17 protein-coding genes and 1 tRNA gene are annotated in these 26,189 nt (G+C 31.4%); 6 read left to right on the top strand and 12 right to left on the bottom strand.

The genetic code is table 11. The annotated features are described in order from the left end of the window. Positions 1–93: 93 nt before the first annotated feature. A complete protein-coding gene (locus CHB63_RS08880) occupies positions 94–1,380 on the top strand; it encodes a sensor histidine kinase (protein ID WP_089378094.1) in 1,287 nt (428 codons plus the stop codon). 354 nt (positions 1,381–1,734) lie between these two features. On the opposite strand, the gene CHB63_RS08875 is transcribed toward CHB63_RS08880, so the two are convergent. The 5 genes from CHB63_RS08875 to CHB63_RS08855 form a co-directional block, all read right to left on the bottom strand. After that, entirely contained in the window at positions 1,735–5,292 is a 3,558-nt protein-coding gene (locus CHB63_RS08875; RefSeq protein WP_089378093.1) for an ABC transporter permease/M1 family aminopeptidase, read from the bottom strand. Between the two features lie 3 nt (positions 5,293–5,295). Beyond that, positions 5,296–6,183, bottom strand: a complete 888-nt coding sequence (locus CHB63_RS08870; RefSeq protein ID WP_089378092.1) for an ABC transporter ATP-binding protein — start codon at positions 6,181–6,183, stop codon at positions 5,296–5,298. 511 nt (positions 6,184–6,694) lie between these two features. Further along, a complete protein-coding gene (locus CHB63_RS08865; RefSeq protein ID WP_089378091.1) occupies positions 6,695–7,408 on the bottom strand; it encodes a CPBP family intramembrane glutamic endopeptidase in 714 nt (237 codons plus the stop codon). A 153-nt stretch (positions 7,409–7,561) separates the two neighbouring features. Next, positions 7,562–7,918: a cupin domain-containing protein gene (locus CHB63_RS08860; protein ID WP_089378090.1), complete on the bottom strand. Its 357-nt coding sequence runs from the start codon at positions 7,916–7,918 to the stop codon at positions 7,562–7,564. A gap of 4 nt (positions 7,919–7,922) precedes the next feature. Beyond that, positions 7,923–8,753, bottom strand: a complete 831-nt coding sequence (locus CHB63_RS08855; RefSeq protein WP_089378089.1) for a CPBP family intramembrane glutamic endopeptidase — start codon at positions 8,751–8,753, stop codon at positions 7,923–7,925. A 167-nt stretch (positions 8,754–8,920) separates the two neighbouring features. Here CHB63_RS08855 and CHB63_RS08850 point away from each other — a divergent pair, with 167 nt between their 5' ends. After that, a complete protein-coding gene (locus CHB63_RS08850; RefSeq protein ID WP_089378088.1) occupies positions 8,921–9,244 on the top strand; it encodes a winged helix-turn-helix transcriptional regulator in 324 nt (107 codons plus the stop codon). Between the two features lie 405 nt (positions 9,245–9,649). Here the strand turns inward: CHB63_RS08850 and CHB63_RS08845 are convergent, their stop codons facing one another. The 6 genes from CHB63_RS08845 to CHB63_RS08820 all read right to left on the bottom strand — a co-directional run bounded on the left by CHB63_RS08845 (position 9,650) and on the right by CHB63_RS08820 (position 19,454). Next, positions 9,650–11,110, bottom strand: coding sequence for a serine hydrolase domain-containing protein (locus CHB63_RS08845; RefSeq protein ID WP_089378087.1), 1,461 nt, complete (start codon positions 11,108–11,110; stop codon positions 9,650–9,652). Positions 11,111–11,192: 82 nt separating this feature from the next. Then, the gene (locus CHB63_RS08840) at positions 11,193–12,845 is read right to left on the bottom strand and encodes a S41 family peptidase (protein ID WP_089378086.1); all 1,653 of its coding nucleotides are present in this window, start codon (positions 12,843–12,845) and stop codon (positions 11,193–11,195) included. A 149-nt stretch (positions 12,846–12,994) separates the two neighbouring features. Beyond that, the gene (locus CHB63_RS08835; protein WP_089378085.1) at positions 12,995–15,061 is read right to left on the bottom strand and encodes a serine hydrolase domain-containing protein; all 2,067 of its coding nucleotides are present in this window, start codon (positions 15,059–15,061) and stop codon (positions 12,995–12,997) included. 144 nt (positions 15,062–15,205) lie between these two features. Continuing rightward, positions 15,206–16,363 carry a serine hydrolase domain-containing protein gene (locus CHB63_RS08830; protein WP_176420304.1) on the bottom strand — a complete coding sequence of 386 codons (1,158 nt, stop codon included), beginning with the start codon at positions 16,361–16,363 and terminating at the stop codon, positions 15,206–15,208. Between the two features lie 387 nt (positions 16,364–16,750). Beyond that, positions 16,751–17,842, bottom strand: coding sequence for a S41 family peptidase (locus tag CHB63_RS08825; protein WP_089378083.1), 1,092 nt, complete (start codon positions 17,840–17,842; stop codon positions 16,751–16,753). Positions 17,843–17,909: 67 nt separating this feature from the next. Beyond that, positions 17,910–19,454, bottom strand: a complete 1,545-nt coding sequence (locus CHB63_RS08820) for a serine hydrolase (protein WP_089378082.1) — start codon at positions 19,452–19,454, stop codon at positions 17,910–17,912. A gap of 326 nt (positions 19,455–19,780) precedes the next feature. Here CHB63_RS08820 and CHB63_RS08815 point away from each other — a divergent pair, with 326 nt between their 5' ends. Continuing rightward, a complete protein-coding gene (locus tag CHB63_RS08815; protein WP_089378081.1) occupies positions 19,781–20,908 on the top strand; it encodes a sensor histidine kinase in 1,128 nt (375 codons plus the stop codon). Then, entirely contained in the window at positions 20,901–21,605 is a 705-nt protein-coding gene (locus tag CHB63_RS08810) for a LytR/AlgR family response regulator transcription factor (protein ID WP_089378080.1), read from the top strand. The genes CHB63_RS08815 and CHB63_RS08810 overlap by 8 nt, the downstream gene beginning before the upstream one ends. Positions 21,606–21,806: 201 nt before the next feature. Here the strand turns inward: CHB63_RS08810 and CHB63_RS08805 are convergent. Then, positions 21,807–21,880, bottom strand: a tRNA-Asn gene (locus CHB63_RS08805). A gap of 331 nt (positions 21,881–22,211) precedes the next feature. Here CHB63_RS08805 and CHB63_RS08800 point away from each other — a divergent pair. Then, positions 22,212–24,932: a 2-oxoglutarate dehydrogenase E1 component gene (locus CHB63_RS08800; protein WP_089378079.1), complete on the top strand. Its 2,721-nt coding sequence runs from the start codon at positions 22,212–22,214 to the stop codon at positions 24,930–24,932. A 41-nt stretch (positions 24,933–24,973) separates the two neighbouring features. After that, complete coding sequence (gene odhB, locus CHB63_RS08795) at positions 24,974–26,176, top strand: 2-oxoglutarate dehydrogenase complex dihydrolipoyllysine-residue succinyltransferase (RefSeq protein ID WP_089378078.1); 1,203 nt, start codon at positions 24,974–24,976, stop codon at positions 26,174–26,176. The last annotated feature ends 13 nt before the right edge of the window (positions 26,177–26,189 follow it).

Here is a 26,189-nt window from a genome sequence, read left to right as displayed (position 1 = left end):
AAATTGATAAAGAGATTTACCATACAAGTTGCATTACGAATTTTTATTATTTTATTTTTTTGTGGATTATTTTCCTTTTTACTACTTAAAAATATGTGGTTTAGTACTGCTGGGATTGGCCTATTGATTCTAATTCAAGTGCTATTCTTAATTAAATATGTAAATAACACAAATTATTCTTTGGTTAAATTTTTGGAAGCCCTGAAAAATGAAGATTACGCTGTATACTTCTCACCATCTAAAAAAGGTCATTCCTTTATCAAAGTTTATGAAGATTTTAATTTAATTATAAAAAAATTTGAAAAGAATAAAATAGAAAAAGAAGCACAATATACCTATTTTAAATATATATTAGAACATGTTAATTTAGGAATCATCTCTATCAAAAAAGAAGATTTATTTAACGAACATTCCAATGAAGAAATTCCATTTTTAAATAGAGCTGCTTGTAAAATTCTTCAACAACCACAACACAAATACTGGCATCGTTTAGCTCATAATGTACCATGGCTAGTTGTTGAGATAAAAAACCTAAAAAATGGCGGAAAAATTTTAGTGGATTTTGGAGATGAAACTGAACGCAAACAACTGTCATTGGAGGTTATTGAATTACAATTATTAACCACTCCTTACCTTATTATTACCTTTCAAGATATAAGGTCTGAAATTGAACAAAAAGAAACTGAAGCATGGCATAATGTTATTAAAATATTAGCCCATGAAATGCTTAACTCTTTTACCCCTGTAAGCTCCTTAGCTTCAACTATAAAGACCCTAACAGAAAATGAAAATGGAGAAACATTAAGTCTTAATCAATTAGATGCTGAAGATATCAGTGATATTCATATTGCAGCAACTACCATAAAGAAGCGATCTGATGGCTTATTAGATTTTGTAAAAGATTATAGAACCATCTCTAATGTTCCAATACCTCAACTAAACAAAATTAATGTAAAGCAATTTTTATCTGGTATTAAAACACTTATGACACCCCTAACAGAAAAAGCTCATGTTAATTTAAAGCTTTTGCCAATCCCTCCAAATTCCACCATAAATGCAGATAGCAAACTAATAGAACAAGTATTAATCAATTTGATTAACAACAGTATCCATGCGTTAGAAGGAAAAGAAAATTCAACTATTGAAATGAGCTGTAACATTGAATTGGATAAAACAGTTATACTTATTAATGATAACGGATTTGGTATAGAAGAAAAAATTATGAATCAAATATTTATACCTTTTTACACGACTAAAAAAAATGGTTCAGGCATTGGATTAAGTTTATCAAAAAATATTATGAAAAAACATGGTGGGAATTTATTAGTGAGTTCTGAAGTTGGTGTTCACACTCAGTTTTCACTTGTATTTCAGAATTGAACTTGATTTTCAACAATTAACAAGTAATTATAGCCTTCATCCACAATTATAAAAAAATTTAATAAATGAATTCTCAAAAAACTTTAAATTTGAATCCTCTTCTTAATAAAACAGCTCAATTTCAACTAACACAATGCTCAAACTTTTTAACAACAAAAAACTCCTAAAACTAATACCTTAGACGTCTATTTGCTCCCCCTATTACTCGAATTTGCAACCAGCTTCTCGTAAATTTACGGTTTAATGAAGTGAATAAATATGTTTTAAACCTACATTAAAAGATGTAAGCTAATTCACTTTTTGCTAATGATTTACAGTTAAAATAAAAACCAAACTTTTATGAGATTTATATTGCTATAACTCAGCAATATTATCAACCAAATTCTCATCAGATCTTGTACCAAATGGATCTACAGCGATATAACTTGGCTTTTCATTTACAATAAACTTAATTTCTGTCATTTCTTTATTGATAGGATTTGATTCATAATATAAAATTGAACTATTATCTATAACAGCTGATGGATGTGTTGTAAAGACTCCAATTTTAATTGGTTCAGCAATTGTAATTTGTTTTAACTCTCCACTATCCATAGTTTCAAAACGTTTCGCTTTTATTTTAACTTTAACTTCAAACATTCCTTTTTCTAACGCTTTATAAGAACTTTCTTCAATTCCTAAATCATAAGTGATTACTTTTTTAAACCAATCATCAATTAATATATGATTTTCTTTAGACGTTACTTTATAAAGTTCATCTAAAAACTCAATAGAATTAGCTTCTAACTTGTTAATGTTACGATGTTTGTCTGTAATCGTTTTTAACACTTGATTTACTTGCATCTCCCCTATTAAATCTCTTAACGCCATTAATACGGTATATGCTTTACCATAAGAAATATAGCCTTGACCTAACACCATATAAACTGGTGGTTCGATATCTCCGGCAAAAGATCTTCCTGAAAAATACTTACGTCTTGCATCTTCACTTAGCGCATATAAAGCTCTTTTTCCATACATTTTTTCCATAACGACTGCTTCGGTGTATTTTGCAAAACCTTCAACAAATAAAGATCCACCGACTACTGGTTTGGCTAACAACGTATGGCCCCACCATTGATGAGCGACTTCATGAATGGTTCTTTTTGCGACTAAATTAAAAGTAGTTGAATTGCTCACATCAGATAAATACAATCTATCTTCTGTCATACTAATCATACCAGGATGCGCAAACCCACCCATTGACCAATGTGAAGGCACTTCTGCAATTCTGATATAATCAAAAGGATAATCTCCAAAGTTTTCTTGACAATAATCTAAAGTTTGTTTTACACTATTTTCAACTTCATCTATATTAAAATTGTGATTCTCATCGTAATACTGTTCTATAGAAATCCCTTTGTGATTGATTTTTTTCGATTGATAATTTGCTGAAAAATAACCGATCCCTGGCAGTATTTTACCACTGGATTTATAATGATAAAATTTTCTGTTATTCTCTGTCCATTCTCTTATTAAATTTCCTGAACTTAATGCTGTTTGGTCATTTTCTGTAGAAACAATGGTTTCAAAACTTGTTTTTTCAATTTTCACATCTTCTAAAGCAATGTGTGATGCTGGCTTTTTTTCTTTAATCTTTTTAGGTAAATTTCTCTTTTGACGTTCTACTCTATTTGTTATTTCAAAGCCAGAAACATAACCAAATGCTTGCTCAAAATTTCCATGTGTGATATAAGTTCCGTTATTAACAATCGTTTTATCAGAGTCATATCCTTTTGATTCTTTTTTCAGTTCAAATTTATAAGCAACAGATTCGTTTGGTTTAAGCGCTTTATTAAATTGAAATAAATAGGTACCGTAAAGCGCATCATGTTCAATTAAATTAGCATTCTCAATTGAGATATTCTCTAAAGGAATTCCTTCTGTAATAAATACTTGAGATAAGGGTTGATCGCTTTTGTTTTTTAGTACATAATCCCCTTTTATGGTATACATTCCTTGTTTAGGATATAATGCAACTTCAGTTTCCCTTGAAGTAACATAAGGCCTTTCTAAACTTTCAAATTTTTTGAATTTACGTTCGTAGTTTTCTCTAAAATCTAATCGATCTTCTGAAGTTTCATAATCTGATACAATACTTACATTATAAAAAACCAAACTACCAGCGCCAATAAATAATAGCATAAAAAATGCAATAGCCAATTTCTGAATCTTTGTCCAGCCATGTTTTAATTGTTTCAATTGAGACGAAATAGTTGTAACAACTCCTCTATTCCATATTTTAAAAGAAATTAACACTAGCATTAATCCTAAAGCTAACCAATATATGGCCAGGTGATTAAATAAGTTAGTTGCGCCACTAAATCCGTTCATGTTAGAGTATGAAACCTCAGGCATAAAGCCAAGACTGGTCAATGGATGTTGAAAGCCTAACATATCCGCTTTTAAACATAAAATTACAATCAGTCCAAAAATCCCCATTCCCATATATTTGTTCTTTACCAGACTATTTACAAATAGGGCAATCATACAAAACACAGCTAACTGTAATCCGTTATGGTAAAATAAAGCCGCATATAAACTAAATTCAAAGTTTGTATACCCCAAACCAATCTGAAATGCCATACATATTAAAATTCCAGAAGTAATTAAAATAATAGGTAATAATAACAAAGCACTGAATTTTGATAAAAAGAAAACCCAATTTTTAACTGGAGTCGCATCAATAATAAGGTTAAAATTTAGACTGCGCTCTTTCCAAACTATTTCTGAACTATAGAACACAATTAAAATCAAACTAAAAATGGTTAATGGATTCACTATTAAATTGATCAGTTGATTTGTAAAAGGATATACACTAACACCATATTCACCACCACTTATAACGGTAGAATATAATTCTGAAAACACAATAAATAACCACATTAACAGAACGGCTATAAAGGGTAAGCTTCTGAAAACGCTTTTCAACTCCACTTTTAACAATGCTATAAAAGCCTGTGTTTGTACTTTAAAATTGTGGAATGCTTCTATTGGCTTATACGCTAATACTTGTTGTTTATCTATTTTAGTTTTTACTTCTTTTTTTACTTTTTTAGTGATTTTTCGGAATGAAAATAGTTTATAGGTAGTTAAAAGAAATCCAATGGAAACCAGGATCCAAATGAGACGATTCTTTAGAAATAATCCAGTAAAAGAAAGTAGTTCTGTATTCTTTTGAAAAGGCGTCCAATATTGTGTTTGTTCAAAAAAGGTGGCGATTCCGAATGGATCTGCAAGGGCTGCAAGAGCCATGCTTTCTGGAGAAGCCGGAACTGCTTGTGCCATTAATGGCGAATTTAAAAAGATGGAACTCACAAAATACAACATGTAAATAAATACTGCACTTACATACGTGGCTGTACTATTTTTAGTTAATGTACTAACAGAGAATATTATTGTTGAGCAGATAAAAATGTTCGGAATTACGATATACAACCATGGTTGTACGTAAGTCATTAACTGAAAATCCGCAACTCTTTCTGGATCTAAATTAGACGTGTTAATTCCCAAAAAATATCCAATAAGAAAAGGCGAAAATGCAAGAACACTAAAAATGAATGTTCCCAGAAAACGACTCCAAAAGTAGTGGCTCTTTTTTATTGAAGAACTATAAATTAAAGGCTCCATATTGTGTTGTTCGTCTCTAAGCATAGCGCTTATTGCAAAAAACATTGTTATAAATACACTTCCTAACGTTAGAATACTTGTTTGAAAATACACTTGATATGCAGCGTTAAAATTAACGCCTGTAGGAGCAAAACCTTGTCTTCCAACAAATACGCCCAACACCAAAAACAAGATTGCAAATATGGGAAATGCACGTTGTTTTAATTGATAATAAACTTCGAATTGAATTAGCTTTTTAAACATAACTTAGACGGTTTTAATTGCTTGATTAAACACTGTTGCGAAATAAAAATCTTCTAAATTTGGTGTTATAATTTCAAAACCTTCCTCAGGTTTTTGTTCTGATAATACGCGAATTTGAGTTTCTCCAGAAACGAGCTTTGTCGAAATGATATCAAAAGCTTTTTTAAAACTATCAATATCTGTTTTCGGGATGATTTTTGTCCATATTTTGCCTTCGATCGAAGCAACTAGTTCTTTTGGATTGCCTTCTGAAATGATTTCACCATTAGCAAGTATGGCCATTTTGGGACATAAATTCCTAACATCTTCTACAATATGAGTTGAAAGAATTACAATTACATTTTCTCCAATCTCACTTAATAAGTTTAAGAATCGGTTGCTTTCTTCCGGGTCTAAACCGGCAGTTGGTTCATCTACAATTATTAATTGTGGATTTGCTAATAATGCTTGCGCAATACCAAAACGTTGACGCATTCCTCCAGAAAAAGTATACACAGATTTTTTTCTATGTTGGTATAAGTTTACTTGTTGTAACAAAGCTGTCACTTGTTCCTTGCGCTCTTTTTTATTGATAATACCTTTTAAAATAGCCAAGTGATTCAGTAATTTTTCAGCAGAAATTTTAGGATACACGCCGAACTCTTGAGGTAAATAGCCTAGGTTTTCGCGAACATATTGTGGTGATGCAATAATATCTACACCATTGAATGATATATTTCCGGAAGTTGGTTCTTGTAAAGAAGCGATGGTGCGCATTAGTGATGATTTTCCTGCGCCATTAGCACCTAACAAACCAAACATACCATTTGTGATTTTTAATGATATACCAGCAATTGCTTTTACGCCATTTGGATAAGTTTTGGTTAGATTATTAATTTGTAATGTATTCATAACGGTTGGCTCTTAAATTGATGGGGTTAATTATCTGAAACGTCTTTTAGCATTCCATGCGTTACTGTTAGATGCATTTAATTTAATTCTTCTGTGGGTGTTGTTTAATGTTCTCATAATTATAAGTTTTAATCTTAATATGAGACAAACATAAAGGGAAAGAATTACGCGTTATAATTAATATGATATACGGTATTCTTATGACGCCATTCATATAAAAAAATAGCATCAATCGCGTTCATCTGGAAAATTGTTGTGTTTGTACGCATTTGAGGAGGGAATATAAATATTGTTGCTTGAATCACATAACAAAAATGATTTTAAAGGATGATTCTCTTTCTAAAAAACACAATCTTATTTTTTGACTAATTACAATTTTAATTTTCTATTTTTTATACTCTTTAGACTTAATTATTATGACAAAAGACAGGCGCTTAGAAATTATTCGGTATGTAATAGTTTGGAATTTGGTAATAGCTTTATCCATTTAGGATTATCATTATTTAATAGCCTATGCCCCACTTTCTGACAAATAAAATCCTACCATAGTTAATGTATCAAAAGCTGCGTGAGCAAAAATTACAGGGAATAATTTTCGTTTGGAGACCAAGTAAAAAATTCCAAATGATAAGGCAATAAGTCCTGTAATAACCATCCCACGTGATCCATGATAACTGTGCATATATCCGAATATTACTGCTTGGATAATTAAGGCCAAAGCCCAACTTATTTTACTGTCCCCTAATAATTTTTTTAGGTGATTCAATAAAAACCCACGCATCATTAGTTCTTCTCCCAATCCGGCTCCAAACCAAATTCCAATTACAATATAGAGTATGAGAACAACAGGTTTTCCCAAGAAGAAATTAAACTTATCCGTTGCGTCTGCCGCTTTCTCCAACCCGAAAAGAGGTTCCAAAACATATAGTGTAATAAAAGTGATAAGAAGAATGGAACCAATGGCTAAGAGTCCTATACCAATTTGGTTAAGCCATTTTTTTCTTCCTTTGGGCAAGCGCAGACCTACGTCATACCAAGTAATCTTTCTTTTTTTATAAAAAAATGTTGCAACTAAGATTCCCGTCCAAATTCCTATAGAACCAGTGACACCAGAGGGAATGATTTGAATTTGATCACATATTGCTTTGGTTCCAGACATAATTCCAAGAACTATGATAATTTCAATTAATAATATTGCTTTTGATTTGACTAATGCTGTTCTCATTTTATGGTATTAAAAGTTTAATTGTTTGGCAACGTTTTAAATAAATACTGTTGGATCATTAAATATTTTCGAAAATTTTCTAAAAAAGAAAACTCTAAGCATTGTACTAAGCACTTTGTTGTGTATCCTTGTACCTTACTCTATTGAACTAACTTATTTTTGGCTTTTAATAGACTTTGTTATTTCATTGACTCTCTCTCCAGTATGTAAAGTCGTTTTATTTTCAACGAGCATTATGTGACATTCCTCTTTAGAACTAACACGATGCTTTAGACCCTGCTTAACAATAAATAGGTCGCCTTCATTAATTGTAAAAGACTCCTGATTTTCAACTTCTAAAAGAAGACTTCCACTTAGAATATGGAATAGTTCATCTTCATTTCTATGAATATGCCAAGGTACTTTATTACCTTCTATTTTCACTAATTTGATAAAAACGTCATTTACTTCTCCTATAATTTTAGGTGAATAATATTCTGTAATTTCTAATAATTTTTCTTTTAAATTCATAATATTATGAAAGTTTAATTTTGCTAGATAAAACTATTTTTTCTTGAACACTTGCAAGGTTAATTTTACGGATGATAAATAAACCAATAATAAATAATGGTAAAACTATCAACATAGAACCAATTGCTTGCCCAATGTTTTGTTGTTCAAGTTCTCCTACCTTAACATTATCGTCTAGTAGAGTCGGGATACTAAAGACTATATCAATAAGTCCATGTATGATAGCTAAAGGGAATAACTTATTGGTTTTTAATAAAATAGCCCCAAACGTCGCACCTATAAAAAAAGCGTATACGGCTTGTGAAATTGAAGCAGCAATATTTGACATATTTAAATTTAATAAATGTATTCCTCCAAAAAGTACTGCAGGAAGAAAGATACTTATTAAAATGCCATTTTTTCTATGACTATATTCCTTTAAAAATACCGATTGAAGAATACCTCTAAAAATAAACTCTTCTACAAATCCAACCGAAATCATAGCTAATGACAACAACATTATATCAATCGCCGAAATACCTGATAAATCAGTGCCTAAAAGTGATAATACACCTATTATAACTAAGTATAAAGGAATTAAAATCAAGAATTTGTTTTGCAACTTTATATGTTTGCTCAACCCAGAGAGATCTACAAGTTTCAGTTTATTTATAGCGTATATAGCTAGAATAATAATAACTAAATTTTTTAGGAGTCTACTAATATTGTCTGACTGTTGGATACTTAAATCAAAAGTTTCTAGTATTGTTGTATTTATTGGAAGTTTTAGGATTCCCATAAATAGTATGAGAGTAATGACTGTTATTACGAATGGGTTTTTGATTATTGTTTTCATTTTTAGCGAAATACGATTTTAAACATCTGTCTATTAAGTATTATTAATTTGAATAATTTGTACAAAGAAAAGGTTTTATTATCTTTGTATCAAGTACTTGCAATAAAGTGCCCTACGTACTATAAGTATACTATTATTGATTACCAAATGATTAAAAATTTTAAAACATGACAAAAAAAAATATAACAGCACATTGTGCTGTAGATTATGCTTTCAAAAGAATAGGTGGGAAATATAAAGGACGAATACTTTGGGTGATTAGAGATGGGTTTATGCGGTATGGAGAATTAAAAAGAGCAATTGTTGGAATTTCCCCTAAAATGCTCACACAAACATTAAGAGAATTAGAAGCTGATGAATTAGTTTCAAGAAAAGTATATTTAGAAGTTCCCCCAAGGGTTGAATATTCACTTACTTCAACTGGAGAAGAATTGATCCCATTCATTAAACAATTGAGAAGTTGGGGTGAAAAAAAAATGTCACAAAATTAAATCTTTTATTTAATAATAGAAGCTGTGGAATTGATCAAGATTAACCACATCGTTAAGTACATATAGCGTAGTGGTCTACATGTTCAGATCGCCATTTATTGTATCGTTCATAGTGATCTCGATAGACCCATTGCTATATTAGAATAAAACTAGTCGGTTTATCCTAATCTGTATAAACAAGAACTTCTTTATTCCCTTCTCTGGAACGTGTATTTTTTAGAAGTGATTCGAATAGAATACGTACATAATCAAATTTTTCTTCCTTTATCAGAAGTTATAAAAAAATTAGCACCCATTCCTTTTACTTGTTTTAGTAAATAATATTAAGCTCATTAATCCTTTGTTATGAGCTTAATATTTCAAAGAGAAATTTTATTATTTTTTATTAAATTATTAGCTATTTTTCTAGTTATTAATTAAAACTGTTAGCTTCTTCTGTGAACCTTTGTATCCTAGTTCAATGGCTTTTTGGTAACTTTTTATTGCGTCCTCTTTTCGGTTATTTTCTCTATATCCATCACCTAAAGAGTCCCAAAGATTACCGTCGTCAGGGTGTAGTTGAACATTTATCTTAAATAGTTCTAATGCCCAACCCAAATTTTCTTTTGACTTTAATATTATATTCCCCAATATATTTATAGGTGATGAATTTGTAAATTCATCAGCGTACTTTTCTTGAAGTAAGATAAGGAGCTCATTTGATTTATCTGTTGGATGTTGTTTGATGTAATTCATTATAAATGAGTAAACATTGTCCGTAATCGGTTTTGAGACATGGCTATCATCTAAAATTATTTTTGCTACAACATAAGCAATACCTTCTACTTTTATGCTGTTTGCATTCGTTGCATATAAGATATATAAATCTTCTTCTGGGTACCAAATAATAGAATGTGCAAAAGATCCGTTAGAACCATTATGAGATATCCTCTTGCCATTGTTTTCTGAATTTTTAATGATCCAACCATACCCATAATGATAAGTTCCTTTTGGAGAAAGGACGTGAGGTGTAGTTAATTTTTTGAATGATTCTGGTGACAATATTTTATTGGTTTTTAATGCTTTATACCAAAGTAGCAAATCATTTTGCGTAGAGTTAATTCCGCCGTTACCTTTTAAGTGCCAATTGACACCTCCATCTTCTTGATAACGTGTAATTGTTGGCTCAATGTGTATTATATTTCTGTTGTATCCATGAGACATTTGTTTTGTATCCCATTTTGGTAAAAGATATCCTGTTTGAAACATTTCTGCTGGTGTAAAAAGATGCTCATTTAAGAAAGCTTCATAAGATTGACCAGTAGCCAATTCTATGATTCTTCCTAATATGCTATATCCAGTATTGGAATACGAATATTTTTCACTAGGCTCCGACAATAATTTACTCGCGAAAAGTTTTTCAAAAAAGTCCTTTTGCGTGATTTCTGAAAAATCACGATCGAGAGCATCTATAAACCCAGCAGAATGCGTTAACAATTGATGTATAGTAATACTTTGTTTTTGTGTTGGTAGGTTTTTAAAAAAGAGGCTTAACGAATCTGTTAATTTTAGTTTCCCTAATTCGACAAGTTTTAATATTGCCGTTGCTGTGAATTGTTTTGTGTTAGAACCAATGTCAAAAATAGTGTTTGGGTTATTAAGAGTTTTAGTGTCCTTATTTGCTAACCCATACCCCTTGTTTATTATTAATTCACCTTCTTTAATAACTAGAATTGCTCCTGAAAAACCATTGGCCGTTCCATTGCTTAAATAAGTATCAATTTTAGTAAAAGTGTTTTTCGAATTTAAATCTTCTTGAGCATTTGAAGTTAATGTTCCAAGAATTATTAATGCAATTGTCGAGAAGATAAGATTTATTTTTTTCATTATGGTTTTTCTAATTTTTTAATTAGACGAATTGAAATGAAAATCGGTTACACAATTTTCATAATCATAGACAATATTATGCCTAGTCTTTATTCTTTATTTCAGAAGTTTTTATTATTTCCATTATACAATTCATAGCTTCATCATTTCCAGTAAAATAATCTGTCGATGATAAACTAACTGGAATATGAGGAGCGATCCAGTTACGATGGTCTTCTGCTTTATAAGTTTGATGATATTGTGAAGCTACAATTCCCATTAAACCTGAATATGGTAACTGGAACCATCCTGCTTCTCCTATAAAACTTGGTTTTGATCCACTAGGCTCACCCACTAAAATTGGATTTGTGAATTTTGTTATTTCAGTCAATAAATTTTGAGCAGCAGAAAATGTTTCTCTACTGATCAAAACGAAAATTTTTCCTTTAGGGTTTATAACTTCAAATTCGATTAATGTCTTTAGCATAGGAGGAAATATTGAACCATCTCCACCGCTATTAAAACGCAAGTCTAAAATTAAATTTTGAGTATTACTTTTCTTTATATTTTCTCTTAGCTTTAAATTAAAATCCAGCAAAGTCAGTTCTTCTTTTTGTTGAACTACGTTAAATTGTATATACATTGCATTATGCTCAGGTAATGTTTTTAACCAATAATTATCTTCTTTTTTTGATAAAAATAAAGGTTGATTCCCTGTTTTTAGCTTTGGTAGTATTGGCATACCAGTAAACTGCCAAGCAACAGGGTTCATTGTTACTTTTTCAGACTTTCCCTCTTTATCGCTTAACGTTATTGTTACTTGATTTGCATTCTTAATAATTCCTAAGCCTTCTAATACATCGGGTAATCCCAAATAATAAGGCCCTAACCAAAGTATTTGCATATCATTATCCCTTGCATTTACGGCATTTGTTTTTTGAAGTGCTTCTTTAACAGGCGTACTTTCAATCAAATCTACTTTATAGCCAATCCATTGTTCGAAGCCTTCCTCAGCATCAACAATAAATAGCCCATCGTTAAACTGATAAAACTGAACGGGTAGTTTTTTTAAGGCACCTTTGTTTGGAGATGTAGGTAAAATAAAATTGTGTCCACTTCCTAAAGCTCCGAATAGTTTAATTATTTTGAAAATTATTTGTTCATCAGATAATGACGCTATTTTTGTTTTTATACCTATAATTTCTTTTGATAAATCTGTTTTAGAAATAGCGTCAGAGCTATACCGTAACTCATTAATTCGTTTCTCTAAATATGTAATATCTCTAGACCAAGCTTCTTCTCTTGTTATATCTTTTTGAGTATCATTCCCAAATAGCGCTAGAAAATTCGCATCTTCATTGAAGCTTTTAAAAGCAGAACTACCTTTTATAAACGGTTTTTCGTCATAACGTGCTTCAAAACCTTTTCGCAGCCATAACAAAGCATTATCTTTATCTCCATCTTCAGCATACGCTTCAGCAATTTTTATCATAATATCATTTGAAGGTGCTGAACCCGTCGGAATTCCTGTTAAAATAGTTCCACCAAGGTCAAGGGTTTTCTTTAGTGCCGTAATGGCGTTTTTATATTGCTCCGTTTGATAATAAGAAAGCCCTAATAGATAGAATAAATCCCCATCATCTTGATTCTGTTCAGTGAGGCTTTCTAAAATAATAATGGACTCTTTCCATCTTTCACTTTTGGCTAAACTTATAGCTTCAGTTCTTTTATTAAAGTATTCAACTGGATTTTCCACATTAATATTTTTCTGCTGGGAAAAAGCAAAAGAGATATTGAGAAAAATAAATAGGAAAATACTTGTAATGTTTAATTTAATCATGTCTGATTTTTATTGATTAAAGTAATTAAAGAATTGAGTGCACACTACCCCTGATAGATTGATTATTAATTTCCTATAAATTTCAAAGCCCTTTCGTCATCAGGTTTGATTTCTAAAGCTTTTTGAGCATAATATATAGACTTTTCTTTCATGCCCATTTTACCAGCTAAATTTGCGATGCCAATCTGAAAAACATACGATTTTGGATTATACGTAGCCATAATTTCGCCTAAACTAAATGCCATTACAGGGTCGGCTTGTGCTAATTGTAAAATGAATGAGCCAATCCAATTCGGATTTTCTAAAAGATTTTCAATTTCATTGGCTTTTGCAAAATAAGTTTTCGCCTTATTCAAATCTTTTTGACTCAATGCTACGAATCCCTGTAAAAACTCCGTAAAAAATCGCCCATAAAAATACGTGTCCATAAGGTCGGTAATATGAGATATTTCGTCATATTTTTTCTTAAAAAGTAAATTCGAATACGTATAGTCAATCAAATCACCATAAAAATCAGGATATACGCTGTACTTATTTAATTCATTATCCAATTGCTTGGGCACTTGATTCCAATCTGTATTTTTGTCAAAGCGTGTTAAACTTGGATTTAGTGCTTTGGTAACTTGCCAATCCTGATAATATTTCTGCACAGCATTTTCAAAACCTTTTGTAAAACGGTACGAAATGGACTTATCTTTTATGTACAAATCAATATACGCCTTGAAAAAAGCTAATGCGCCTTCTTGGGAGTAATTTTGATTTAGTTGGCTTGCCATGTATCCGCCTACTCTATCCCAAGTTAAATGTTTTTCAGGTTGAATTTGATGCCCTGCTTTGATTTTTTCTTGAGCATCTTGAGGATTATTTTTGATGTATTTGCGGTTGATATACCGATTAAAATACTTAAAGTTAGAGGCTAAATTTCTATCATTTTCAATTTTAGCTTTGCCTATTTTTTGGCAATAACCTTGTCCAAAATTAAAAACTTCGTTTATGGCATCCAACATCAACCTATCTTCGGTATTTTTTGCAGTGACGGTTTTAGTGTCAATTCCTGATAGGATTTGAACCAAACTAATCCCTAAACTTTCTACATCTTGCCGTCCCAAGTTAGACCCGATTGACAAAGATAAATTATCCGCAGGCGCAGCGATAAACAAAAAACTGGTTTGTGGCATTCCGCCACTATGCATGATGATGTGTTGCCCCAAAAATGGACGCACCGAAATTCCTAATGCATATTCATTCCAACCTTGCTCGCCCAAAGGCTCAAGCATCAATTCAACGGTTTCAGGTTTTAGGATTTTCCCATTATTCAAGGCAATTCCCATATTAACAATATCCTGAACGGTCGAACGCACCCCACCAGCTCCAAATCGACTACTAATATCCAGATACTCACCATTTTCTATTTTGATTCCATTTTTAAAATAGCCTCTAACTCGATTCGGAACAATCGTAATCGGGTCATCCATCATGGTATTTTCCATGTTTGCAGGCATCCAAATGTGCTCTTTTAAAAATTCTTCGTACGATTTTCCACTTACTTCTTCAATCACCGCACCCAAAAGATTGTAACCATAACTCGAATACCTCCAATCAGTGCTTGGCTCAAAAATTAATTCCCAATCTTTAAAAATATCAATCGCCATTTTTGTATCGTAAGGATCTTTGATGTGTTTTTCCTCTTTACTATCGCTTCGATAATGGGAAATCCCTGCTGTGTGAGATAATATTTGGCGAATCGTTACAGGATATTTTTTCTTCGGAAAATACGGATAATACGTTTGTACTTCGGCATCCAAATCGATTTTTCCCATTTCCCAAAGTTTCAAAATTGCCATGGCAGTCATGGGTTTTGTAGTTGAAGCAATTTGATACGAAGATGTGGGTTTTGCTATGACTTGATTTTCAATATCCGCTAAACCCCACGCATTTTCATAATAAAAATCGCCGTGTTGGAACGCCACAGAAACAGCAGGAGCGTTGGTTTGCTTTTGCCAAGCCTGAATTTTGGCTTCGATTTTGGCAATTTTTTCTTCACTAATAGTATCGCGCGTTTCCTGAGAAAACATGTTTTGAGCGCAAAGCATTGTTATTATAATTAATAGGTATAGTTTTTTTGGTTGCATTTTATTCTGTTTTAATGTTTAATTTTATTAGCTTTCATTAGTATAGAGGCGTAAAAAGGTGAAGGGTTACGCTTAAATAAGTTTTAATTAGGTATATGGTCTTGTCTATAAACGCTTTAATATTGTTTATAAATTGTTGGCACTTTATTTCTCCAAAGCCAAATATGCTATATCTCTTGAAAGATTAAAAACATTTTGGCGAGTTCCAAAACAATTCGACAAAACAACAGATACAATTTTTTGGTCTAAATAAATAGAAAAGAAGGCACTAGTTCCTGGTTGTGTTCCGCCGTGTTGGATAATCTTTCCATATTTTGGGTCATCATATACAGCCCAACCAAAACCATAAGGATCATCACCTATTGCCGGTGCAAGTTCGTCTGTTGCATTTATCATCATTTCCAAAGTAGTACTTTTAATTAGTTTATTATGCAGAACAGCCTCTCCAAATTTGAGTAAATCCTTGGCAGTAGATTGTACACCTCCTGCTGAATATATGATGCTTAAATCAGTTTTTGGGCTTTTTATATAAGTAGATTTTATTTTAAGATAGCCTCGTGAATTGTTACTATATTTTTGTTTGTCTTCTTCTAGACTTGTATTTGACATTCCTGCTATATCCCATATGTATTTTTTCATATATTTCCCATAACTCATTTGGGATACTTTTTCAATTATTGCGCCTAAGACCGCATATCCATAAGAAGAATACATGTATTGAGTACCTGGTTCAAAGAGAAGCTCTTTATCTTTAAAAGCATCCATTGCATTTACTAAAGTTGGATAATGGGTAAAAGAAAGCGCATCCCATTTTGATGAGTAATGAGAAATCCCTGAAGTGTGCTTTAGCAAATGCCTTATGGTGATATCGCCTTTAGCTTTTTTTGGAAATTCCTTTAAATACGTTTGAATAGGAGTATCTAAGTCAAGTATTCCTTTTTCATGCAGTTGCATAATTGCAATTGCAGTCATTGGTTTGGTAATGGAGGCTATCCTTCCCAGCGTATTGCTATTTATTCTTTTTTGATCAGCTTTATTAGTAAAACCTGCTCCACTAACATAAGTTCCACAATTTTCTATATAAAGGCCAGTAGTAACTCCCAAAAAATTGTTTGAAGCCATATGTTCATCGATTATTTTATTCGCCTTACTTTCCAATTCATTGTTTACAGCAAATGAAGAATCTTTACAGTTAAAATCAATCTCGCTTTGGGTCTCAGGAATTTCGATCTGACTAAATGGGTTTAATGATAAGGGTTCAATAATCCAGATAACCCCAATTGTTAGTAAGAGAATAATCAATAATAATATTTTTCCTTTTTTCATTAGTTGTATTTATAGGTTATATAGATTAGACGACACAACACTCTTTTTCATTACTTTGGTATTTTTATATTGTACTCATTTATTTAGCTATGAACTTATTGCTTAAAAAGTTGGGGGTTTTAAACAACGAAATCAGCCGTAACTTATGTGAATGTTTTATTACTATATCCTTTAAAGGTTATAGCTTAGCTTTATCGGTTGGTTCTGTTATTAAAAGTAATTCTTCTATAATTTAAGTATCATATTTTTGAGCGTTTACATTTCCTAAACAAAGAGTTAATAAAACTATACTAATTATTTTATTCATGATGCTTTATTTAAATTGATTTTAAAGTAGCTTTTATAATTCTGAATTTAAGATGTTTATTTAGGTGATTCGGTTTCCAATTCTTTTAAATAAACAGGGATTTTAGAATCGTGTTTTGGTTTTTTCTGTAACTCTTTTAAAATACTAATTTGAGCAACTCGTTTAGCATCAGCAGCAGTACAAGGAATGTCTGGCTTAACTCCTACTGCCTCCCAAGATTTTTTGGTGACAGGATGATAATAGCACGTAAAAGGAATAAAAGCTGTAAACCCTTGTGCCATTTCAATAGGACTGATTCCGTGTCCACCGCCAAGAGTGTTTACCCCAACTATTTTAGCACGTTTATACCCTTGTAAAGAAGAACTAAACATTTCTGCTGCAGAAAATGTGTAACGACCCGTTAAAATATAAAGAGGGACGTTTTTAAGTCTTTCTAAAGTGGCTGTAGGAACAATAAAATTATCAGGGTTAGATGAATTAACTCTCACATCTGCTATAGTCGACCAAGTTTCTTCTTTCGTATCTGTAGCACGAATATAATTAACAGTTAGTAAGGTAGGCTCTTTTAGAAAGAAGCCAGCCAACATTGCAACCGTATCTGGAGAGCCACCAATATTATCGCGTAAGTCAATGATTACAGCATCTGAATTTGCAGCGAAAAGCATTGCAGAGGTAATTAAACTTCCTGAATATGCAGGAGGAATAAAACGGTTAAACTTTATGTAAGCAATATTACCATTTAGGTGTTCCATTTTTTTAAAAGAATAATTATCTTTAGCAATGTGCTCGTAAGATGAAGGCATTACAAGACGTTCTCCTGCTGGTTCTGATACCATAATTCTAAAGTGTTTGTCATTACTCCAAGTTACTAAAATGTTAGAAAGGTGATTGGCAAGGGCATTTTTCTCTTTAAAATGGTCCAAATTTCCTTTTCTTAATTCTTTTAACAAATTTTTCTTTAGCATAGGTGCTTTCTCACCAATAATATAGTTCACAGCAATAGAGTCGGCTAGGTCTTTTACCATTTTATGAATTTCGTTCAGCTCAATAGATTTTGGTTCTATGGGTTCCGATTTCATTCTCATTCTTTGTCCAAAAATTTGACCAATGAAAAACGTTAATACAATTACTAAATATACTTTTTTCATTTTTTTTTGAGTTATTAATTATTCTATTTTTTTAAATTCTTATTAGAGAACTATAAATCTTTGTAGGTTATAGCTTAGCTTTATCGGTTGGTTCTGTTTTTAAAGATAGTCTATTAAAAATAATAGGATTTAATGTGCGTTCCAATTTAATTGCTGAACCAGAAATATTGTCCTTAAAATCTGTAACAAACTTGATGCTTCTTCCTTGACTCTCAAGATTAAGTTTATCAAGGACATAGTAAGTTTCAAACACATTAGGATGAATAGGATTTAACCATTGCGTATATTCAGGGAATTTAGCAAACAAAGAGTCATTCTTTGTAATTACATCAAAAGTTCCATAACCTTTATGTTTGTATGTTCCAGTATAATCCTTTAAGTTGTGTGCAGGTTTTATAGAAATGATAGGTTCAGTTTCTGTAGTTTTTGTTTGTCGTTCAATTAGTTTTTCCAATTTTCCAATCCAATTGGTTTCAGGGGTATCAAAAAGTTTATCAGCAACAATATTTGTAATTATTTGTGGTACACCCGATCTGTTTTGATTACTTAATACCACAATCCCTAAATCATCTGCTGGATAGAAAGCTACGTTAGCCGAAAATCCATCAATATTGCCACCATGGTCTATACGATAATGACTTTTGTAAGATGAAATAAACCAACCATAACCATAATTGGACATAAAGCTGCTTGGCGATGCTTCCTTAGGTAATCTGCCAGAAATGACCATTTGTGAACTCATTGCCTCTCTAACATATTTCGATGGTAGTATTTGTTTGCCATTGTATTGTCCTTTATTTAACCATGCAATCATCCATTTTGACATGTCATTCACTGTGCTATTAATACCTCCAGCTGGACTCATGGCCCCAATGTCTTTGTAATCGATTTCTGTTGTTTTACCGTTTTTAAAATAATAACCAAGAGCCGATTTATTGCTATTTATTAAACCTTGAATATTTGTAGTTGAACTTACCATTTGTAATGGCTCAAAAAAGTTTTGTTCAATATTCTGCTCCCAACTTTTGTCTGTAAGTCGCTCTGCAATTACGCCTTGAACAAAATACATGAAGTTGTTGTATCTCCATTCTGCTCTTACTGGAGCTACGGGTTCTTGAAAGGCTATTCTAGCTAAAAATTCATCCTTTGATTGAGTTTTAAAGAGTTTCCAAGCTTCACCATGACGTGGTAATCCTGTTCTGTGTGTCATTAAATCTTTAATCGTTATTTGAGTGTTCATTTCAGAATTAAAGAATTTCAATTCAGGAATATATGTTCTTGGGGAGGTTTCAAAATTGACTTTTCCTTGGTCTCGTAATAGCCCCATTAAAGACGCCGTAAAAGCTTTAGTTGATGAGCCAATAGCAAAAATAGTGTTGCTGGTTACAGGAGTTTTATTTTCAATATCGCTATAACCAAAACCTTTGGTATAAATAATTTCACTTCCTTTTACAATGGCAATAGAAAAGCCAGCTGCTTTAGAAGTGGTTAAAACTGTTTCAAAGTCTTTTTCAAGAGATTTGATTTTAGTATTAAGAGCTTCATCATTTGATTGGGCAAGTGTATTTGTTAAGCATAAAAAAGCTAAACCGAAGATTTTTAAAGTTTTCATAATAGTTAATTTTATATTGTTGTTAGTTTTATAGTTTATCTGAAACGTCTTTTATTGTTCCAAACATTATTGTTAGATGCTTTTATTTGAATTCTGATATTTGTGTTGTTTAAGGTGCTCATGATTATTAGTTTTAATTTGATACAAACATATACACTTAGTTTAGGCTACTAAATTAAATATGACAAAGAGGATAATAATTGAGTTACATTAGTCTAAAATTACTTTCAATCACGTTCATCCAGAAAATAGTTGTGTTTGTACTAATTTGAATAGTGTATATCAATAACTTTGTGAGTACAACTTATCATCAGTAAATTTGAAGTATGATTAACTTTTTAAAAAAATACAAAGCGTTTTTTATTGGACTTATTGTGATTCCAATATCCTACTTATTAGAAAGAATAGGTATTATTATTATTCCAGAGGGTAGGATATTAGAGTTTATTCCTTATTTAATATTTTGGGGTTTAGTTATTGCTTTACCAATTTATTTTTTTAATTATTCAAAAAACGTTAAAAAAACAATAATTAAAGTACTTAGTTTACTTGTCCTTCTTTTTATTACTTTAGGCATTGATTCAATAATGAATTTACCTGACAACCCAATAACCTTGCTTCTCATAGCCGGGTTTTGGATTGGTTTTGTCTATGTATTAGTTCCTTCTTTCATTAAAAAATATTGGAAATTAATTTTAATTATTTATGGTCCACTGCTTTTATATTTTATTTACTTAAGATTATTTTCGGGTGGTTTAGAAGGCTATTTGAAAATTAAATTAGAGACCTCTTTTTTTGTATTTATTTTACCAATTCCCTTCTTGTTCTTAGTTTGGATTTTTGAACAATGGAAATGGATACGAAGCCTGAAAGCAGAAAAATCTAAAGCAGAATTGTCATTATTAAGAGCACAGATAAATCCTCATTTTTTCTTTAATACGCTAAACAACCTATATGCCTTAACTATTAAAAACTCTAAGCAAGCTCCTGATGTCATCTTGAAATTATCTGATATGATGCGCTATACTATTTATGAAGGTGAAAAAGAAAGGGTAAAGCTTGGCGATGAAATAGAATATTTAAACAACTATATAGAGCTGCATAAAATTCGACATAAAAAAACTGTAAACATTAGTTTTAATCACGATATAGACACCAGTTTATCGATAGCTCCATTATTGTACATCATTTTATTAGAAAATGCTTTTAAACATGGAATTGAAACCCTTACAGAGAATGCATTTATTCACATTAATTTGTATGAAGACACAGATTTCATCTATTTTAAAATAGAGAATAATTTTGATCCGAAAGAAATAAGTGAAGCAAAAGGTATTGGACTTACAAATCTAAAACTTAGATTGGCTTTAATTTATCCTAAAAAACACGAACTAACTGTAGACAAAACTAACAATACCTACAAAGTAACTTTAAAAATTTATAAACATGCTTAAATATATAATCATTGATGATGAGCCACTGGCACACGAAATTATTGAAGAATTTTGTAGTATGTTGCCTCATTTACAATTAGAAAAAAATTGTTACAATGCTATGGAAGCCATGCAGTTTTTAAATGAAAATACGTTAGATTTTATGTTTTTAGATATTAATATGCCTAAACTTAAAGGGTTGGATTTTTTAAAAACATTAACAAAACCTCCAAAAACTATTATTACTACTGCATATAAAGAACATGCTATAGAAGGCTTTGAGCTAAACGTTGTTGATTATATTTTAAAACCTTTTAGTTTTGATCGTTTGGTAAAAGCGGTAAATAAGGTTTCAGAAGCGCAAACTACCAAAGCCATCATTAAAGAAGTTACAAATACAACAGATGGTTCTACTAGATTCTTTGTAAAAGGCGATAAAAAACACCATCAAATAGATTTAAACGATGTACTATATATTGAAGCGTACGGAAACTACACAAAAATAATTCTTAAAGATGAAATGATTGTGAGTCACGAAAAAATATCTGATTTTGATGAATTATTGCCTTCAAATAATTTTTTGCGTGTCCATAAATCTTTTATTGTAGTGATTGATAAAATAAAGTTTATAGAAGGTAATCGTATTCATATTGAAACTTTTAAAATCCCTATTGGGCAAACTTATAAAAGTAGAATTAATAGACTTTTTAATTTTTAAATTCTATAATACATTGTATTGCTTATCCACTTGTCGTTTCGCATAATAAGTTTAAATCTTCAAAATAACTATATCTTGAAAATGGAATAGCTGCAGCTCCTTCATTCACTCCTCCTATAGAGATTTTAATCAATGACAGTAAGGTTTTGGAAAAGGTAAAAAATAAAAAAGAGGTCATTTCTGACCTCTTGTTCACTCTAGCTCCCTCTCTTGGGCTCGAACCAAGGACCCTCTGATTAACAGTCAGATGCTCTAACCAACTGAGCTAAGAAGGAATAATTTCGCTTTTGCGAGTGCAAATATACAAGCTTTTCTTTTTATAACAAGAAAAATTTAAAAAAAATCACCTTTTTTCTCATCTTTTTTTCTCTTCAATTATAACTTGTTGTAAATTACATTTTTATCAAATTAAAAAAATCTGTCTTTTTTTGACAGTTTATCATTATTTACCATAAAAAAAGTAAGTAAAAGGTTACATTTATAGCTGATACACTTAAATTTTATCAATAATATAATAATTGTAAAATTAAGCTAATAAAAACATTGGTTTTAGTAAAAATTGTATTTTTACCCTGTTTAATAAAAACAATGACTACTAACATAAATATGGATAAATTTTCTTTTTTAAATGCAGTACATACAGACTTTGTTTCCGATTTATACGATCAGTATTTAATAAATCCTGATAGTGTTGAAGCAAGTTGGAGAAGTTTTTTTCAGGGCTATGACTTCGCAAATGAAAAATACTCATTAACAGATGCTGAGGTTGAAGTACCTGATAATGTTTTAAAAGAATTTAAAGTAATTGATTTAATTAATGGTTACAGAACTCGTGGGCATTTATTTACAAAAACAAATCCAGTTCGGGCCAGAAGACAGTATACACCAACCTTAGAAATCGAAAATTTTGGTCTTTCTCCAAACGATTTAGATACAGTTTTTGATGCTGGTGGAATAATTGGTACTGGTAAAGATACTTTACGAGTAATTATAAAACATTTAGAAACCATTTATTGTGATTCTATAGGTGTTGAGTATATGTATATTCGAAATCCAGAAGAAATAAAGTGGTTTCAAAAACAATTGAATAGAAATTCAAACCACCCAAATTATCCACCTGACTCTAAAAAATATATTTTACAAAAATTAAATCAAGCTGTTACTTTTGAGAGTTTTTTACAAACAAAATATGTTGGGCAAAAACGATTTTCATTAGAAGGTGGAGAAACATTAATTCCAGCAATTAGTTCGGTTATTAGAAACGCTGCAGAAATTTACGATGTAGAGGAATTTGTATTAGGAATGGCACATAGAGGTCGTTTGAATACATTAACAAATATTTTTAGAAAACCAATTCGTGATGTTTTTAGTGAATTTGAAGGTAAAGATTTTGAAGATGAAGGTATTGATGGTGATGTTAAATATCATTTAGGTTTAACAATAAGTAAAACCTTAAAAAACAATAAGGAATTGAAAATGAATTTGGTTCCTAACCCTTCACACTTAGAAACTGTTGCACCTGTTGCACAAGGTATTTCCAGAGCCAAAATTGATAAAATATATAATGGAGATAATGCTAAATTACTTCCAATTATAGTTCATGGAGATGCTGCAATAGCTGGGCAAGGTTTGGTTTACGAAGTAACTCAAATGAGTAAACTGAATGGTTATTCAACAGGAGGAACTATTCACATTGTAGTTAACAATCAAATTGGTTTTACAACCAATTATTTAGATGCACGCTCAAGTACTTATTGTACCGATGTTGCTAAAATAACGTTATCACCCGTTTTACACGTAAATGCAGATGATGTTGAGGCGGTTGTTCATGCAATTGAAATGGCATTGGATTTTAGAATGAAATTTAAGCGTGATATTTTTATTGACTTATTAGGCTATAGAAAATACGGCCATAACGAAGGCGATGAACCCCGTTTTACGCAACCAAAACTATACAAAGCAATTGCAAAACATCCTAATCCAAGAGATCTATACGCTCAAAAATTGATTGCTGAAGGTATAATTGATTCGGAATATTTAAATAATTCAATTGCTGAATTTAAAAACTTATTAGAAGAAGAATATCAACAATCAAAAGCTGTTGAAACTTCTAAAGTTCGTGAATTTATGCAAGATACCTGGAAAGATTTTACAAGACGTAGATTAGAAGCTATGTTAATTTCAGAAGATACAGGTTACCCAAAATCTAAACTTGAAAATATTGCTAAAGTTGTTTCTACTGTTCCAAAAGGAGTAAAGTTTTTGCGAAAAGCTGAAAAGATTTTAAAAGATAGAAATAAAATGGTTTTTGAAACCAATGCAATAGATTGGGGTATGGGTGAAACTTTAGCCTATGGAAGTTTATTACAAGAAGGTTTTGATGTGCGTATTTCCGGGCAAGATGTTGAACGTGGAACGTTTAGTCATCGTCATGCAATTTTACGTGACGAAATTTCTGAAGATCGTATAAATCTGCTGAACACTATTAGTAATAAACAAGGTCAAATGTACATATACAATTCCTTGCTATCTGAATACGGTGTTTTAGGTTTTGATTATGGATATGCAATGGCAAATCCAAATACCTTAACTATTTGGGAAGCCCAATTTGGTGATTTTAGTAATGGTGCTCAAATAATTTTTGATCAATATTTATCAGCGGCAGAATCAAAATGGAAATTACAAAATGGAATTGTGGTTTTATTACCCCACGGATATGAAGGACAAGGTTCTGAACATTCATCTGCGCGAATGGAACGTTTTTTACAGTTATGTGCTCTTGATAATATGATTGTAGCAGATTGTACAACGCCTTCAAATTTCTATCATTTATTGCGTCGTCAAATGAAACGTGATTATAGAAAACCATTAATTGTATTTACACCAAAAAGTTTATTACGCCATCCATTAGCAGTTTCAAAATTAGATGAATTTGCAAATGGAACCTTCCAAGAGGTAATTGACGACACTATTAATCCAGAAAAAGTAACAAAATTAGTATTTTGTACCGGTAAGTTTTATTACGATTTATTGGCAGAGCGCACTAAACTAGAAAGGGATGACGTTGCTTTAGTGAGAATTGAACAATTATTTCCATTACATTTGGAAAAATTACAACAGGTTATAGATAAGTACCCAAATATTAAAAATTATGTTTGGGCACAGGAAGAACCTGAAAATATGGGAGCATGGAGTTTTATGCTTCAACGCTTTAGATTGGTAAATTTAGAAGTTGCATCACAACCATTTTATGCTGTTCCCGCGGCTGGTTCATCTGCAAGATTTAAAAGAAGACATCAACGTATTATTGATAAAGTATTTAACTAACTAATAAAAATTCGTCTATAAAGACAAAAAATATTAATAAGATGATTTTAGAAATGAAAGTACCCTCTCCGGGGGAATCTATTACAGAAGTAGAAATTGCGGCATGGCTTGTTGAAGATGGTGATTATGTAGAAAAAGATCAGCCAATTGCTGAGGTAGATTCAGACAAAGCTACTTTAGAATTACCAGCTGAAGAAAGCGGTATTATTACTTTAAAAGCTGAAGAAGGTGATGCTGTTGCAGTTGGTGCCATAGTATGCTTAATTGATATGGATGGCAAAAAACCTGAAGGATCTCCTGTAAAAAAGGAGGTAATAACTGAAGTGCCAAAAGCTGAAGTAAAACCAACAGAAGTCAAAACTACTTATGCAAGTGGATCAGCTTCACCCGCTGCTAAAAAAGTTCTAGCAGAAAAAGGAATGAGTTCTTCAGAAATAAAAGGTACTGGAAAAGATGGCAGAATCACAAAAGACGATGCCGTAAAAGCGGTGCCAAGTATGGGAACTCCTGCTGGCGGGTCTCGTGGTACAGAAAAAACAAAACTTTCAATGCTTCGTAGAAAGGTAGCGCAACGTTTAGTTTCTGTAAAAAATGAAACTGCAATGCTTACTACTTTTAATGAAGTAGATATGAAGCCAATTTTTGATTTACGTAAAGAGTTTAAAGAGGATTTTAAAGCAAAGCATGGTGTTGGCTTAGGATTTATGAGCTTTTTCACTTTGGCAGTTGTAAGAGCCTTAAAAATGTATCCTGATGTAAATTCTATGATGGATGGAGATTATAAAATTTCTCACGATTTTCAAGATATTTCCATAGCAGTTTCCGGTCCAAAAGGATTGATGGTACCTGTTATTAGAAATGCAGAAAACTTAACTTTTAGAGGTGTAGAAAGCGAAGTAAAACGTTTAGCAATTAGAGCTCGTGATGGTCAAATTACTGTTGATGAAATGACTGGTGGTACTTTTACAATTACAAATGGTGGTGTTTTTGGTTCAATGTTATCAACACCAATTATAAACCCTCCTCAAAGTGGTATTTTAGGAATGCATAATATTGTTGAACGTCCAATAGCACTTAACGGAGAAGTTGTTATTAGACCAATAATGTACGTTGCATTATCTTATGATCATAGAATTATTGACGGAAAAGAATCTGTCGGATTCTTAGTTGCTATTAAAGAAGCATTGGAAAGTCCAATAGAAATTTTGATGAACAATAACCCTAAAAAGGCATTAGAACTTTAAAATAAATAAACTT

Source organism: Lutibacter flavus (genome assembly GCF_900188355.1).
Classification (GTDB): domain Bacteria; phylum Bacteroidota; class Bacteroidia; order Flavobacteriales; family Flavobacteriaceae; genus Lutibacter; species Lutibacter flavus.
The sequence above is the reverse complement of the archived record's forward strand: the minus strand, read 5'-3'. Positions and strand labels throughout refer to the sequence as shown.